Here is a 13,365-nt window from a genome sequence, read left to right as displayed (position 1 = left end):
CCGACGATTGAGGCACGGTGTTCGGCGCCGACGATTAACCGGAAGCTCGCAGCGGTCGGGTCGTTTTACAAGTTTCATCAGCCGATGCGGCCCCAGACCCATCGAGTGCCGACGATGCTCGCTGACAATTCCTCGCACCTGCGCGCCTCAGCCCGCGCAAAGCACGAAACCACCCGGCAGCGGGCGCTCGAAGCGCTCGCGCGACTCGAAGCTGACAACACGCCAGTCACCGTCACCGCGTTGGCCAAGGCCGCGTCAGTCGCCCGCTCCTGGATCTACACCCAGCCCGACCTGCTGGAACGGATCGCCACGGCCTCTGAGCGCCCCATTAAGCCTGCTCCGACTCGAACGACAGACGAATCCTGGCAGCGCCGACTGCAAGTGGCCCACCGAAGGATCAGAGCCCTCACCGAGGAAAACAAGCAACTGCGCACCCGGCTCGCCCTCGCCCACGGCCAACGTCGTGCCGAACAGATTGCTTCGGTGAGGACACTGTCCACAAGGCAAGTGCCCTGACCAGCACATATAAGTACACATGGAACCCAATCGAACGTATGATCGATCAATGGGTCCGCTCGCGTCGATCGGGTACAACGGCCAACCGGTCCGCAGCCCGTTTCGGGTGGTCCGTCCGGCGATCGCGGTTCTTCTCGACCTGACGGTCCTTTTCCCGCGCGAGCCGCACCGCTCGGGGCGGTATCAGCCCAACGGTCTGCAGCTGCACAAGGTTGTCGAGGGGTGGCTGAGCTGCTGGGCCCTATGCGAGCAGGGCGACTGGTGGGGGCTGGTGACCTATCCCGTCGCCTACGGCTCCAAGCGCAGAACCGTGACGCATTGGGTGCCCGCGTGGACGCTGCGCCGCAAAGGCTGACCGGGTGCGGTCAACCGCTGCGTGAGCACCACACCAATGCGATGATTGCTGCCCGTGGAAGCAAGTTGGGCCTCGGTGCTGAGCAAAGTCGTCGCGTTGGCGGCGGTCATCGCGCTGTCACCGATCACGGTCATTCCCGCGGTGCTGGTGCTGCACGCGCCGCGGCCGCGCCCGGCCAGTCTCTCCTTCCTGGGCGGCTGGCTGCTGGGCCTGGTCGCCCTGACGGCCGCGTTCGTCAGCGGCTCGGAGCTGCTCAGTGGCTTCCACGCGACCCCACCGAAATGGGCGTCCTGGGTGCGGCTGGCCTTCGGCGTGGCGCTGATCGCCCTGGCGTCCTACCACTGGTTCATCAGGCATCGGCAGCGCAACATGCCGCGTTGGATGCGTTCGTTCTCGACGCTCTCCGCGGTACGCGCCGGAGTGATGGGGGCGGTACTGGTGCCGCTGCGGCCGGAGGTGCTGATCCTGTGCGCCGCCGCCGGCCTGGCCGTCGGCAACAGCGGGCTGAGCGCAGGCGCTCAGGTCATCGCGGCCGGGATCTTCGTCGTGCTCGCCGCATCGACTGTCGCCATCCCGATATTGGCTTACGTAGGCGCCGGTGACCGTTTCGACGATGCCCTGGAACGTCTCAAAGCCTGGATGGAGGCGAACCACGACGCGATGATGGCCGTCATCCTGTTCCTGATCGGGTTGGTAGTGCTCTACAACGGGATTCGCACGCTGGCCTGACCCGGTTCGGGACGACTACGGCGCGTTTCGGCGCCGCGCCGGCACGGCAATGAAAGGATGCCGCCCATGGCAGGAAGCTGGGGGACGGTGCTGACTGGGCTCGTTCCGCTTGGACTGGTCATCTCGCTCTCACCGCTCACGGTCATTCCGGCGGTGTTGGTGCTCCAGGCGCCGCGGCCGCGGCCGAGCAGCCTTGCGTTCTTGGGCGGCTGGCTGCTGAGCCTGTCCGCGCTGACGGCGCTGTCCGTCGCGGCCACCGGCCTGCTGGGCGGCTTGGACAAGGCGCCTCCGCGGTGGTCATCGTGGCTGCGCGTGGTGCTGGGGTCGGCGCTGATCGGGTACGGCGTCTACCGATGGCTGAACCGGCACGGTCAGGCCGAATCCCCGGCATGGATGCGCTCGTTCGCCAGCATCACCCCGGCCCGCGCGGGGATCATCGGGGCGGTGCTGGCCGTGGTGCGCCCGGATGTAGCGCTCATCTGTGTCCCCGCGGGATTGGGCATCGGCACCAGCGGGCTGGGCCTCGCCGGCGACTGGGCGGCCGCCGCGTTCTTCGTGGCCATCGCCGCCTCCAGCGTCGCGATCCCGATATTGGCGTACGTGGCGGCCGGTAGCCGCCTCGACGACACGCTGGCGCGGCTCAAGGACTGGATGGATCGCAACAACGGCGCCCTACTCGCGGCGGTCTTTGTGGTGATCGGCGCGATGGTGCTCTACCACGGGATTCACGCCCTATAGCCACCGTCGGCCAGACCCGCGTCCTCCTCGAACCTGTTCACCGCGCCAAAGATCAACTCGCGGACCAACTCCCGGCCGTACCCGGCGAGCATGCCCAGGTAGCCCCGGTTCGCCCATTGCGCGGCGTGGCGCTCTTCGTGATGCAACACCCGGTCCAGGTCGAGGCGGCTCGCGCGGGGTGTGCCGCTGCCGTCGAGATACCATGCGTGCCCGGACGAGACGATTTGGCGAAGCTGCCCGCCGGGGTCGGCGGCCCTGCCAGCGTTGATCATGAAGATGTCACCCCAGGTGGTGCCGCCGCGCTGGCTGAACAGCCGTTGGATCCAGTTGCCGCCCAGGCCCATGAGCATGCCGTTGGGGGTGGTGACCAGGCGCCCCCCGTTGCGGTGCACGAAAGGCACGTCGCGGCTGTAGCTCCAGCGGTTTGCGTTCTGCCGGAACATGATTCGCCCTACCTCGGCGGCACTGTAGGGGGTGGCCGGAAAGTCGGTCGGCTGCCCGCCCGACTTACCGTAACCGGTCTCCGCGTTGAGGATGTAGGTCATCAGCGCGGCGTCGCCGACCCGGCCGCCGTCGGCGTAGGGCGGGATCAGGAAGAACGACTTTCCGTGCGGGTCGTTGAGCTCGGCCATGCCCGCGAGGACTCCGAAGCGCGCGGCGGTGACGTCGTGCCGGCCGGCGATCTCGACGACGACGTGCGCGGCCACGCCCTGGCGCTCGGCGTTGTCGCGCCACCTCCTGCAATAGCCCTGTGCGTCCATGTCTTCGGACCAATTTAGGGTGTAGCGAATGAACAGGGGGCTCCGACAACGCGCACGCGGCATCAAACAGATCACCCGGGGACTGGGCACGCTGGACCGAGAACTGTTCGATGCCATCGCCGAGACGGACACTCCGCTGCTGGACACGGTCATGCCACCGCTGACCCGGGCGGCCGACCATTCCAAGCTCTGGGTAGGCATCGGCGCGGCGCTGCTCGCCAGCGGCAGGCAAAGCGCGCAGCGCGGCGCGACCCGCGGGTTGGTGACGCTGGCCGCAACCAGCCTGGTCACCAACCAGGTCGCCAAGCGGATCCGCCGGCGGCCGCGCCCCGGCTATGACTTGGTGCCCTTCGTCAGGCAGATCCGTCGACGCCCGACGTCGAACTCGCTCCCGTCCGGACACTCCGCCAGCGCCGCCGCGTTCGCCATCGGGGTGGGGCTGGAGAACCCGCCCCTGGGCTTCGGGCTGGCGCTGCTGGCCGGGCTGGTGGGTCTGTCGCGCGTGGCGACCGGCGCGCACTACCCCGGCGACGTCATCGCCGGATTCGGCATCGGCTCGGGATTGGCCGTGTTGGGGGGCCGGCTCGTCCCGCCGCTCATCGAAACCGCCCTTCCGCGAACCGAACCGCTCCGCGTCGCCGCGCCGCAGCGGCCTGACGGCGCCGGCGTGGTCCTGGTCATCAACCCGGAGTCGGGCAGCGGCACCGGCGCCCGGGTCGTCGACGAGGTGCGCGCCGAGCTGCCCAAGGTCGACATCCGCGAACTGGGCCCCGCCGACGATCCGGTGCAGGTTTTGCGCAGCGCGGCCGAACGCGCCGAGGTGCTGGCTGTGGGTGGCGGTGACGGCACCGTCGCAGCCGCCGCGGGGGTGGCCATCGACGCGGGACTTCCCCTGGCGGTCTTTCCCGCGGGGACGTTCAACCACTTCGCCAAGGACATCGGCTGTGACACCGTGGCCAAGACGGTCGGCGCGATCCGGCGCGGCCACGTGGTATGCGTGGACCTGGTGTGCCTGAACGAAACTCAGATGGTCCTCAACACCGCCAGCATCGGCGCCTACCCGACCTTCGTGCAGCAGCGCGAAAAGCTGGAGAAGCGCATCGGCAAGCCGCTGGCCGGCCTCTACGCCATGCTGCACACTCTGCGCAAGGACCAGCCCGTGCGCATCCGCTACGACAACAAGACGCTGCTGACATCACTGTTCTTCCTGGGCAATTCGCTGTACCTGCCGACCGGTTTCGCCCCGGCGCGGCGGACCAGGATGGACGACGGCTTGATCGATGTCCGCATCCTCGACACCGGCCGCCGCTGGGCGAGGACCAGGATCCTGACCGCGCTCGTCCTGGGGCGCCTGGAGCGCAGCCCGCTCTATCACGAGTTGCAGGTGCCGGAATTCAGCTTCAGCGCCGTCGACGGTCCCACGGTCATAGCCTGCGACGGTGAGGTCGGCCGCGAATACGACACGGCCAGCTTCAGCGCGAAGTACCGAGTCCTTCCGGTGTTTCGTCCGCTTCCCGACGATCAGTGACTCCCTCGGTGAGGTCGCGCACCCGCGCGTAGTGCGCGAGCACGTCGGGTGCGGGCTCGGCGGTGTATTCGTCTGTGGGCGCCGGTTGCCACGCGGGCGGACGGGGCGATCCGCTCAATGCCCAGGCCGCCTGCCGCGCCGCGCCCAACGCGACGTATTGCGCCGGCGTGGGTGCGAGCACCGGCATGCCGAACACCGCGGGCGCGATCTCGCGTAGCGCCCGGGATTGCGCGCCGCCGCCGACCAGCAGGATGCGGCGCGCGACGACACCGTGGGCGGCCAGCTGCGCAACACCGTCAGCGAGCGAGCACAGCAGTCCCTCCACCGCGGCCCGGGCCAGGTTAGCCGGAGTCGCATTGGAGACGCGCACCCCATGCAGCGCTCCAGTTGCGTTGGGCCGGTTAGGAGTTCGTTCGCCCTCCAGGTACGGAACCAGCACCAGCCCCGCGCTGCCGGGTGGCGCCGACAATGCGAGCCGGGAGAGCTGGTCCTGGCCGACTTGCAGCATCGCGGCGGTGGCCTCCAGCACCCGCGCACCGTTGAGAGTGCACACCAGTGGGAGATAGCGCCCGGCGCCGTCGGCGAATCCGGCGACGAATCCCGCGTCGTCGCGGACCGGATCCGCGGTGACGGCGGCCACCACCCCCGAGGTTCCGATGGAGACGATCACGTCGCCCTCTTCGGCGCCCAGGCCCAGTGCCGCGGCGGCGTTGTCTCCGAGTCCCGCGCCGAATGTGCTTGTGTCGCTAGTGGTTCGGCCAGACGGGCTCAGCACGTTCGGCAGTCGGGGACGACGGCCGCGCAGCGCCAGTTCAAGCAGATCGAAACGGTAAGCGCCCGTTGCGGCGTCGTAGTAGCCCGTGCCGCTGGCGTCGCTGCGGTCGGTGGTCAGGGTCGCGATGTCCGGCTCGCCGCGCAGCCGCCATGACAGCCAATCGTGCGGCAGGCAGACCGCGGCGGTGCGGTCGGCGTGCCGTGGCTCGTGGTCGGCCAGCCAGCGCAATTTCGCCACCGTGATCGCGGCCAGCGGCACGACGCCGACGGCCCGGGCCCACGCCCGCGCGCCACCGAGCTCGCCGACGAGTGCGCGTGCGGCGTCGGCCGATCGCACGTCGTTCCACAGCAGCGCGGGGCGCACCACCTGTCCCGTTGCGTCCAGGCACACCATGCCGTGCTGCTGCGCGCCGACGGCGACCGCCTCGACGCCATCCAGGCCACCCGCGGCGGCGATGGCCTCTCGGGCGGCGATTTCCCATGCCTCCGGGTCGATTTCGGTGCCGCGCGGGTGACTGGCATGTCCCTCGCGCACCACCCGGCCGGTGGCGCCATCGCACACCAGCACTTTGCAGGACTGTGTCGACGAGTCGATGCCGGCGACCAGGGTCATGATCCGCCTGCACCGATCAGCGCCCGCAGCGTGGCGCGCGCGCCTTTCCGGTGCAGCGAGTCCAGCGCCCACAGGTAGGACTCGCGGAAGCGCTCGTGGTCGACGAGATCGCCGAATACCGAACGGTTGGCCAGGAATGCGACCGGGTTGTCGCGTTGCGAGCGGGCGATCGGAACAAGGGAGTCGGCTAGCCGGTCCACCACCTCGATCGGTTGGCCCTGTTCGTCGACGCCCTCGGCGTAGCGTGCCCAGCTCGCGACGATCGCCGCGGAAAGCCGCACCGCGCCGCCGGAGCGCAGATTGTCGCGCACCACGGGCAACAACCACTTCGGGATGCGATCCGAGGACTCGGCGCACAACCTGGCCACGGTGTCGCGGACGTAGGCGTTGGCGAAGCGCGGCAGGAGTCCGGCTCGGAACTCGTCCAGACCCGGGATGCGCTGCAGCGTCGGCATGGCCTCCGAATTCATATAGCGCGCAAGGAACTCGGCGATCAGCGGATCCTGGGCGGCGTCGTGCACCAGCCGGTATCCGGCGAGGTAAGCGAAATAGCACAGGCCCTGGTGCGAGGCATTGAGCAACCGCAACTTCATCGCCTCATACGGCGCCACGTCGTCGACGAGCTGTACCCCGGCTTGATCCAACGCTGGCCGGCCGGAGGCGAAGTCGTCCTCGACAACCCACATAGTAAAGGGTTCCGCGATGACGGGCCAGGCGTCGGCCACACCGAATTCGGAGTCCAGCCGCTCGAGCACTTCGGGCGTGGTCACGGGCGTGATCCGGTCAACCATCGAGTTGGGGAAGGTGGTCCTCTCGCGCATCCATTGCGCGAGTTCGGGATTCATCCGTTCGGCGTACGACGTGAAGACGCGTCGCGCCATGTCTCCGTTCCCGGCGATGTTGTCGCAGGAGACGATGGTGGGGGAGGGCAGGTCGCGCTCGCGCCGCCGATTGCACGCCTCGGCCACCAACCCGAACACCGCGCTCAGCGGTGGCTGATAGCCGCCCTCGGTGATGGTGAGCGAGATGATCCGGGTGGCCGGATCGGCGAGCAGATCGATCACGGAGTCCGGATCATCAGGCGCATAACGGTAGTCGACGATGGATCCGATGACCCGCGGTTGCCGGGTGCCGTCGGGGTGTTCGAGGATCAACGTGTAGAGGTGGTCCTGGCCGCGCAGCGCGTCGCGCATGCGCCGGTCGCCCGGCAGCACACCGACTCCACAGATCCCGAAGTCCCCAGCGAGCCCTTGGCTGAGCAACCGGTCGATGTACATGGCTTGGTGGGAACGGTGAAAACCACCGACGCCGAAATGCGCTATGCCGACGCCGATTTGGCTGCGGTCATACGTCGGGGCCGGGATCTTGAGGCCGGCCAGGTTCCGTGCGTTCAGCTTCACTCGAGTGTCACCTTAGCGCGCACCGCTGAGCGTGGGGGCTCATACTCCTCAGGCGTTAGGGCACAGATCACGCAGGGCGAAGATCACCACGTCCGCGGCCTGTCGACCGTTGATTCCGCCCGTGCCCTGGTCGGCGTCCGAGCGTTGCAGCGCCAAACCCTCCAGCTGTTGCGGAGAAGCGCCCCACGAAAGTTGCTGGCAGAGGTCCGCACCCATCTGCAACAGCTCCGGGTCGCCGCCGTTCACGGCGTGGATACCGGCGCTGTGCAAGTCGTTGAGAAAGGCGGCCTGGTCGGCCCGTGCCGGGCCGGCGCAGAGCACCCCGGCGAGCACAAGCGGGCCACTCGCCAGCGCCGCGCCCACGAACCGGCCAAAATGCCTGCCTGCCGCCATCAACGTTCTCCTAGTCTGCGCCCGATTCGGATGATGCACTTTTACACAAAACTGCGAAGACCCGCTGCAGAAACAAATCGGGAGAGTGAACAGTCGGCTAAGAACGGCTGGCGTGCACGGCACCACCTGCGGACCGGCGTGGCCAACCGGGACGGCGCTCTTAGGCCGGCGAATTGCGAAGGGTCAGATCGGCGCTAGCCGTTCGGGCAAAGATCACGCTCGGCGTAGCCGACGATGTCGTTGGCCTGCTGGGGACTGAGCCCGCCTGGTCCTTGCCGTTCGTCGGAGCGTTGCAACGCCAAACCCTCAAGCTGCGCTTCGGGAGCGCCCCACGACAGCTGCTGGCATACGTTCAGGCCCGCCTGCAGCAGGGCGGCGTCACCGCCGGTGACGGCGTGGACCCCGTCTCTGTGCATGTCATTGAGGAAAGCGGCCGCGTCGGCCTGCGCTGGGCCGGCCCAGACAAGGCTGGCGAGAAGCGGGCCGCCGAATAGGGCCGCACCGATGAAGCCGGTGGTGAGACGACGTGGTGACATAGCCTCTTCTCCTCTTTGCGTCAACCGTTCTAATCTCGATGTTAACTTCCACGTAACCTTTTAAGCGATAACTGTTCACCAACAATTTCCTGTGAACGACCTGCGGAAAAATAGAGTCCGCGAGATCAGAAGTCCGTCGTGGCGATCATCGACCTTCGGCCCGTAGCGGCGTTTTGCCGTCTTCCGTAGCGTTTGGCGCTATTTGCCGAGCGGCGAGGAGAACGGCGGTGGAACGGGGTCTTGACGGCAAGGTTGCGGTGGTGACCGGCGCCAGCCGAAGGCATCGGGTTGGCGGTAACCGGGCGTTTCGTGCAGGAAGGTGTCCGGGCGATGGACGCCGGAGTCACGACGACGGCGGTATGGTCCCCACACTGTGATCGGCTATGCCCCCGGGAGCAATTCCGTGCAGTAAGCCTAGGGCGCAAGCGCATTCGTGCAGGTCGATCGGGTCGGCCGCGGGTGTTTCGATTCGTGACACCGTTGTGACGTCACCATTTGGAAACGGCGCGGTGCGGCGTGGCGCGTGTCGCGCGTCTCCCGCTGACAATTGGCGCGGTCGTGAAATTGACCTCGGTACGGCCAGGCGGGCCTGCTGCACCACATGATTGCGGAAATTGCTGAGCGTGTTAAAGGAGAGTTGACGCTGATGGCGATTGTCGATCGGTTCAACATCAAAGTAGTTGCCGGCATTGGGTTGTGCGGAGCTGCCATCGCGTTGAGCCCCGACTCGGCGGCCGCCCCGCTGATTACGGGTGGCAACGCCTGCATCGAGGGGCAGTCGGGCGAGGTGGCGCCGGCCGCCGGTGGTCCGGTCGCAGCTGGCGGGCCCGTGGCTGCCGGTGCGCCTGCGGCCGGGGGCATGTGCGCGGCGCCCATGGTTGATATGTCCGGCGTGCCGATGGCCGTGCCAGGCCCGGTGCCGATCGGTGCTCCGTTGCCGATCGTGCCGCCGCTGCCCCTTGCGCCGCCGGTGCCGATAGTGCCGCCGGTGCCGGTAGTGCCGGCCGGTGCGCCGCTGATTGCGCTCGGTGGGCCGGTGGCCGCCGGTGCTCCCGTGGATGCGGCCGCTCCGATCATTGACATGTCCGGGGTGAAGGATGCGCCAACGGGTCCGGCACCCGCCGGCGGACCGGTGCCCGGCCAGCCGGTTCCTGCCGGTCCCTCGGGCGCGAGCTGAGGCCTATTTACTTCGGATTGAACGGGACGGGCCCGCTGGTTTGTTACCAGCGGGCCCGTCCCGTTATTGGTGGCCGCCGTGCTGCCCCCAAGGCCCCGGGGCCCCGGCGTAGCGGCCGACCGCGCACAGTGAAAAGCCGCGTACGTCAGCATGGTTGAAGCGCCGCGTGGGGCTTACGCCTGGGTGCGGGGCTTCCTTAATTGTAAGACGAGTCCTGGACGATCACCGGGTCGCCGACGTTGACGTGGTCGTAGTACCACTCGGCGTCATCCGGACTCAGGCTGATGCAGCCGTGGCTGACGTTTTCGAGCCCCAGTGAGGAAACGGCCCACGGGGCCGAATGCACGAACAGGCCGCGGTTGGTGATTCGTACGGCGTAGTTGACGGTGAGCAGGTAACCGTTGGGATCGTCGACGGGAATGCCGACGCTACTCGAGTCCATGTTCACCGCAGGGTCTTTGGACAGGACGGTGTACGTGCCCACCGGCGTCGGGTATTCCGGCCTACCCATCGAGGCGGGCATCACGCCTTGCTCGCCGAAATGCGGCCGATGGTGCGGCGCCGGAAGTGAGGTCGGCGGTCCCGCCTGGATCCCGTCGATGCTCACGGTGAAGGTGTGTTCGGAGATGTTGGCGACGCCGACCACGGCGGGGCCCGTTTTGATCTCGGTGGACACGCCGCCCACTGTCAGCGCAATTGTGCTGTGCGCCGGCCAGTATCTGTCCGGAACCCACTGGACGACATCGTTGTCGAGCCATTCGAACTTGCCGGTCATCGCGGGCGCTGATTTGACTTCAACGGAACGCTCGGCCGCCTGCCGATTGGCCACGGGCGCGGTGAATCTCACCATCACGGGGTGCGCCACGCCGACCACCTCGTCGCGCGCCGGCAGAACCGACGCGATCGCGAACCCATGCGACTGGTTCGACGCCGCCAGGCTTACGTCGGCCGGCGTCACGACAACACTCGTAGCGGCTCCGATCACCGCAAGAACACACCGAACACCCGTCCGCATGGCTCCAATTCCTTTTGAATGGCCTAGTTGTAATAGGGATGATAAATGGGCGCTGAGCTGCGAAAGTGCAAGGGCACGTTGATATTTGGCCACACAACGATCACGTTTTGGCTAAGGGTGCTTGGTCCGGCGGACGGCAGTGAATCGGGATCGTGTCGTGACCCGCCCGTGGCTCGCGATGGCCGCGATTTCGGTCGCGCCACTCACCGGAGACGAGCCCGTTAGCAAATACGATCGTTGACTGCAGACCAATATGGCGAAACCCTGGCGCTTGCCGATGGCGGGTCGAATACTGAGTGGATGACTAGGCCCGTACCGCCCGTACTGACGGTTCAATCGAACTGGTCACGGCGCAGTTTTGCCGCCGGCAATGATGTCGTCGTGGGAAGCGACCTGCGCGCCGACATGCGCGTGGCCCACCCGCAGATCGCCCGCGCACATCTGCTGTTGCGTTTCGATCGCGGCAAATGGATAGCGATCGACAACGGATCCCCGACGGGAATGTTCGTCAATGGCGGCCGGGCTGCCGTCGTCGACATCCGTGACGGCCAGAGCATCAACGTAGGAAGTCCCGACGGCCCGCGGTTGAGCTTCGTGATCGAAAGCCACGAAAGGACGGTGGGCCAGCTGCCGCCGACGGTCGAGGGGATGCAGGCCCTTGCGCGCCCCGGCGCCCTGAGGCCGCCGCGGCCGGAGTACCCGCAGCAGCCCGGTGGCTCTTCGCCCCGCATCGCGCGACCGCAACCCGCCCCGCTTCGTTACACCCGAGCCGCCCCGCCGCCACCGGCATCGCAGCCGGCCAGCGCGCCGCGCCGCGCCGTCGGCTATCCGAGCCAATCGTTGCCGCCCCGCGGACCCCAAGCGGTACCGCCACCCGAACGCCCCGCTCAGTCGGCGGCAAAAGGCCAACCGCTGACCGAGATTGGAGCGGAAGCACTCGAAGCCGCGCAGTTCGACAGCACCAACCTGCGTCGTGCGGTGCAGCGGTCTCGATCGACGCTCGCTGCACCACCCACGGGCGCCACCGTGATCGGTCGCGGCGAAGACAGCGACGTCGTCATCTCGGACGTCTTGGCGTCGCGCCATCACGCCTACATGATCTCGAGCCCGACCGGCACGGAGATCCACGACGCGCAAAGCATCAATGGCACTTTCGTCAACGGCACCCGAATCTTGTCAGCGCCGCTGACCGAGGGCGACGTGGTCACGATCGGCAACGTCGATTTGGTGTTCAACGGTGAGATCTTGCTTCGCCGTGCCGAAGCGGCCACCCGCACCGGCGGGCTGGAGGTGCGCGAGGTCGACTTCGAAGTCGACAGCAAACGGCTGATCCAGAAGGTCTCGCTGACGGCCAGACCCGGCACGCTGACCGCCCTCATCGGCGGTTCCGGAGCCGGAAAGAGTACGTTGTCCCGGCTGATCGCCGGCGCCACTTGTCCCAGCTCCGGCTCAATCACCTTCGAAGGCCACGACATTCACGCAAGTTTTGCGTCGTTGCGCAGCCGGATCGGTATGGTGCCCCAAGACGACGTCGTGCACCGCCAGCTGACGGTGAGCCAGGCGCTGAACTATGCCGCCGAGTTGCGGCTGCCGCCCGATACCAGCAAACAAGACCGCGCCCAGGTCGTTGCGCAGGTAATCGAGGAACTCGGGTTGACCAAGCACGCCGATACCCGGGTGGACAAGCTGTCCGGTGGGCAGCGCAAGCGTGCCTCGGTGGCACTCGAGCTGCTCACCGGACCGTCGCTGCTGATCCTCGACGAGCCGACTTCTGGCCTGGATCCGGCGCTGGACCTCCAGGTCATGACCATGTTGCGGCAGCTGGCCGACGCCGGCCGCGTGGTGCTGGTGGTGACGCACTCGCTGAGTTACCTCGATCTCTGCGACCAGGTGCTGCTGATGGCGCCCGGCGGCAAGACGGCGTATTGCGGCCCGCCCGACGAAATCGAAGCGACCATGGGAACCACCAACTGGGCCAAGATCTTCGGCATGGTGGGTGCGGACCCCGACGAAGCCAACCGTCGTTTCCTGGCCCAACTCAAACCACCCCCGGCCGGAGCCGAGGCGGAGAAGCCGGCAGATTTGGGCGCCCCGGCCCGCTCCAGCACGCGTCGCCAGTTCGCCACGATCGCGCGCCGCCAGGTTCGGCTGATCGTTGCCGACCGTGCCTACTTCATATTTCTTGCGCTGTTGCCGTTTGTGATGGGCGCGCTGGCGCTCACCGTTCCGGGTTCGACGGGATTCCGCGTCGCCGACCCAAACGGGGACGGCTCCGATGAACCCGGCTCGGTGTTGATGTTGCTCACCATGGCCGCCGTCTTCATGGGTACCGCGCTCACGATCCGCGACCTCATCGGCGAGCGCCCCATCTTCCGCCGAGAACAGGCGGTCGGCCTGTCCACCAAGGCGTATCTGCTCGCGAAGATGGCCGTATTCTCCGTGTTCGCCGTCGTTCAGTCGGCGATCGCGACGACCATCACGATTTTGGGTAAAGGAGCACCGACGCGGCCGGCCCTGCTCCTCGGCAGCGCCACCCTCGAGCTGTACGTCGCAACCGCCGCGATGTGCGTCACCGCGGCGATGATCGGCATGGTCCTGTCCTCCCTTGCCCGCTCCAACGAGCAGATCATGCCGCTGCTGGTGGTTTCACTGATGTTGCAGTTGGTGCTGTGCGGCGGGATGATCCCGGTCACCGACCGACTCGGTCTCGACCAGATGTCGTGGGCGGTGCCCTCACGCTGGGGATTCGCGGCGCAGGCCTCGACCGTCGACTTGTGGACGATCGAACCCGGACCGCTCGCCCCGAAAGACAGCCACTTCAAACACACGG

The 13,365-nt window shown here is 67.3% G+C and carries 13 protein-coding genes; 7 read left to right on the top strand and 6 right to left on the bottom strand.

Going from position 1 to position 13,365, the window contains the following annotated elements:
• Positions 1-114: 114 nt before the first annotated feature.
• The 4 genes from VFW69_RS05895 to VFW69_RS05880 all read left to right on the top strand — a co-directional run bounded on the left by VFW69_RS05895 (position 115) and on the right by VFW69_RS05880 (position 2,338).
• Positions 115-516 (top strand): DUF6262 family protein, encoded by a 402-nt coding sequence (locus VFW69_RS05895; protein WP_526499118.1) that lies wholly within the window; start codon positions 115-117, stop codon positions 514-516.
• Positions 517-565: 49 nt separating this feature from the next.
• Positions 566-871 (top strand): hypothetical protein, encoded by a 306-nt coding sequence (locus VFW69_RS05890; protein ID WP_526499116.1) that lies wholly within the window; start codon positions 566-568, stop codon positions 869-871.
• Positions 872-946: 75 nt separating this feature from the next.
• Positions 947-1,600, top strand: coding sequence for a GAP family protein (locus tag VFW69_RS05885; protein ID WP_526499120.1), 654 nt, complete (start codon positions 947-949; stop codon positions 1,598-1,600).
• Positions 1,601-1,666: 66 nt separating this feature from the next.
• Positions 1,667-2,338, top strand: a complete 672-nt coding sequence (locus VFW69_RS05880; protein WP_526499114.1) for a GAP family protein — start codon at positions 1,667-1,669, stop codon at positions 2,336-2,338.
• Here VFW69_RS05880 and VFW69_RS05875 read toward each other — a convergent pair.
• On the bottom strand, positions 2,326-3,099 hold the full coding sequence (locus VFW69_RS05875; RefSeq protein ID WP_526499112.1) for a hypothetical protein: 774 nt from the start codon (positions 3,097-3,099) through the stop codon (positions 2,326-2,328). The two genes, VFW69_RS05880 and VFW69_RS05875, sit on opposite strands and share 13 nt — an antisense overlap.
• Positions 3,100-3,127: 28 nt before the next feature.
• Between VFW69_RS05875 and VFW69_RS05870 the strand changes: the two genes are divergently transcribed.
• A complete protein-coding gene (locus tag VFW69_RS05870) occupies positions 3,128-4,627 on the top strand; it encodes a bifunctional phosphatase PAP2/diacylglycerol kinase family protein (RefSeq protein WP_526499110.1) in 1,500 nt (499 codons plus the stop codon).
• Here VFW69_RS05870 and VFW69_RS05865 read toward each other — a convergent pair.
• The 4 genes from VFW69_RS05865 to VFW69_RS05850 form a co-directional block, all read right to left on the bottom strand.
• The gene (locus VFW69_RS05865) at positions 4,572-6,014 is read right to left on the bottom strand and encodes an FGGY family carbohydrate kinase (protein ID WP_526499108.1); all 1,443 of its coding nucleotides are present in this window, start codon (positions 6,012-6,014) and stop codon (positions 4,572-4,574) included. The genes VFW69_RS05870 and VFW69_RS05865 overlap by 56 nt on opposite strands.
• Positions 6,011-7,414: a mannitol dehydrogenase family protein gene (locus VFW69_RS05860; protein ID WP_526499106.1), complete on the bottom strand. Its 1,404-nt coding sequence runs from the start codon at positions 7,412-7,414 to the stop codon at positions 6,011-6,013. Before VFW69_RS05860 ends, VFW69_RS05865 begins: the two co-directional genes overlap by 4 nt.
• 48 nt (positions 7,415-7,462) lie before the next feature.
• Positions 7,463-7,807 carry a DUF732 domain-containing protein gene (locus VFW69_RS05855; RefSeq protein ID WP_526499104.1) on the bottom strand — a complete coding sequence of 115 codons (345 nt, stop codon included), beginning with the start codon at positions 7,805-7,807 and terminating at the stop codon, positions 7,463-7,465.
• Between the two features lie 194 nt (positions 7,808-8,001).
• Positions 8,002-8,343 carry a DUF732 domain-containing protein gene (locus tag VFW69_RS05850; protein ID WP_526499102.1) on the bottom strand — a complete coding sequence of 114 codons (342 nt, stop codon included), beginning with the start codon at positions 8,341-8,343 and terminating at the stop codon, positions 8,002-8,004.
• 637 nt (positions 8,344-8,980) lie between these two features.
• On the opposite strand from VFW69_RS05850, the gene VFW69_RS05845 reads away from it, so the two are divergent.
• Positions 8,981-9,520, top strand: a complete 540-nt coding sequence (locus VFW69_RS05845; protein ID WP_526499100.1) for a hypothetical protein — start codon at positions 8,981-8,983, stop codon at positions 9,518-9,520.
• A 196-nt stretch (positions 9,521-9,716) separates the two neighbouring features.
• On the opposite strand, the gene VFW69_RS05840 is transcribed toward VFW69_RS05845, so the two are convergent.
• Positions 9,717-10,535: a L,D-transpeptidase gene (locus tag VFW69_RS05840; protein WP_526499098.1), complete on the bottom strand. Its 819-nt coding sequence runs from the start codon at positions 10,533-10,535 to the stop codon at positions 9,717-9,719.
• A gap of 300 nt (positions 10,536-10,835) precedes the next feature.
• On the opposite strand from VFW69_RS05840, the gene VFW69_RS05835 reads away from it, so the two are divergent.
• On the top strand, positions 10,836-13,365 hold a 2,530-nt coding region (locus VFW69_RS05835), incomplete at its 3' end, for an ATP-binding cassette domain-containing protein (RefSeq protein ID WP_526499096.1).

Origin of the sequence: Mycobacterium sp. (assembly GCF_036273375.1) — a bacterium.
GTDB lineage: Bacteria > Actinomycetota > Actinomycetes > Mycobacteriales > Mycobacteriaceae > Mycobacterium.
This window is presented reverse-complemented; position numbering and strand designations above follow the sequence as displayed.

What these genes read in the sequence shown, in the direction of transcription:
- VFW69_RS05840 (WP_526499098.1), bottom strand. Translation starts at nt 10,535, where the DNA reads ATGCGGACGGGTGTTCGGTGTGTTCTTGCGGTGATCGGAGCCGCTACG.
- VFW69_RS05865 (WP_526499108.1), bottom strand. Translation starts at nt 6,014, where the DNA reads ATGACCCTGGTCGCCGGCATCGACTCGTCGACACAGTCCTGCAAAGTG.
- VFW69_RS05875 (WP_526499112.1), bottom strand. Translation starts at nt 3,099, where the DNA reads ATGGACGCACAGGGCTATTGCAGGAGGTGGCGCGACAACGCCGAGCGC.
- VFW69_RS05850 (WP_526499102.1), bottom strand. Translation starts at nt 8,343, where the DNA reads ATGTCACCACGTCGTCTCACCACCGGCTTCATCGGTGCGGCCCTATTC.
- VFW69_RS05880 (WP_526499114.1), top strand. Translation starts at nt 1,667, where the DNA reads ATGGCAGGAAGCTGGGGGACGGTGCTGACTGGGCTCGTTCCGCTTGGA.
- VFW69_RS05870 (WP_526499110.1), top strand. Translation starts at nt 3,128, where the DNA reads ATGAACAGGGGGCTCCGACAACGCGCACGCGGCATCAAACAGATCACC.
- VFW69_RS05855 (WP_526499104.1), bottom strand. Translation starts at nt 7,807, where the DNA reads ATGGCGGCAGGCAGGCATTTTGGCCGGTTCGTGGGCGCGGCGCTGGCG.
- VFW69_RS05895 (WP_526499118.1), top strand. Translation starts at nt 115, where the DNA reads ATGCTCGCTGACAATTCCTCGCACCTGCGCGCCTCAGCCCGCGCAAAG.
- VFW69_RS05890 (WP_526499116.1), top strand. Translation starts at nt 566, where the DNA reads ATGGGTCCGCTCGCGTCGATCGGGTACAACGGCCAACCGGTCCGCAGC.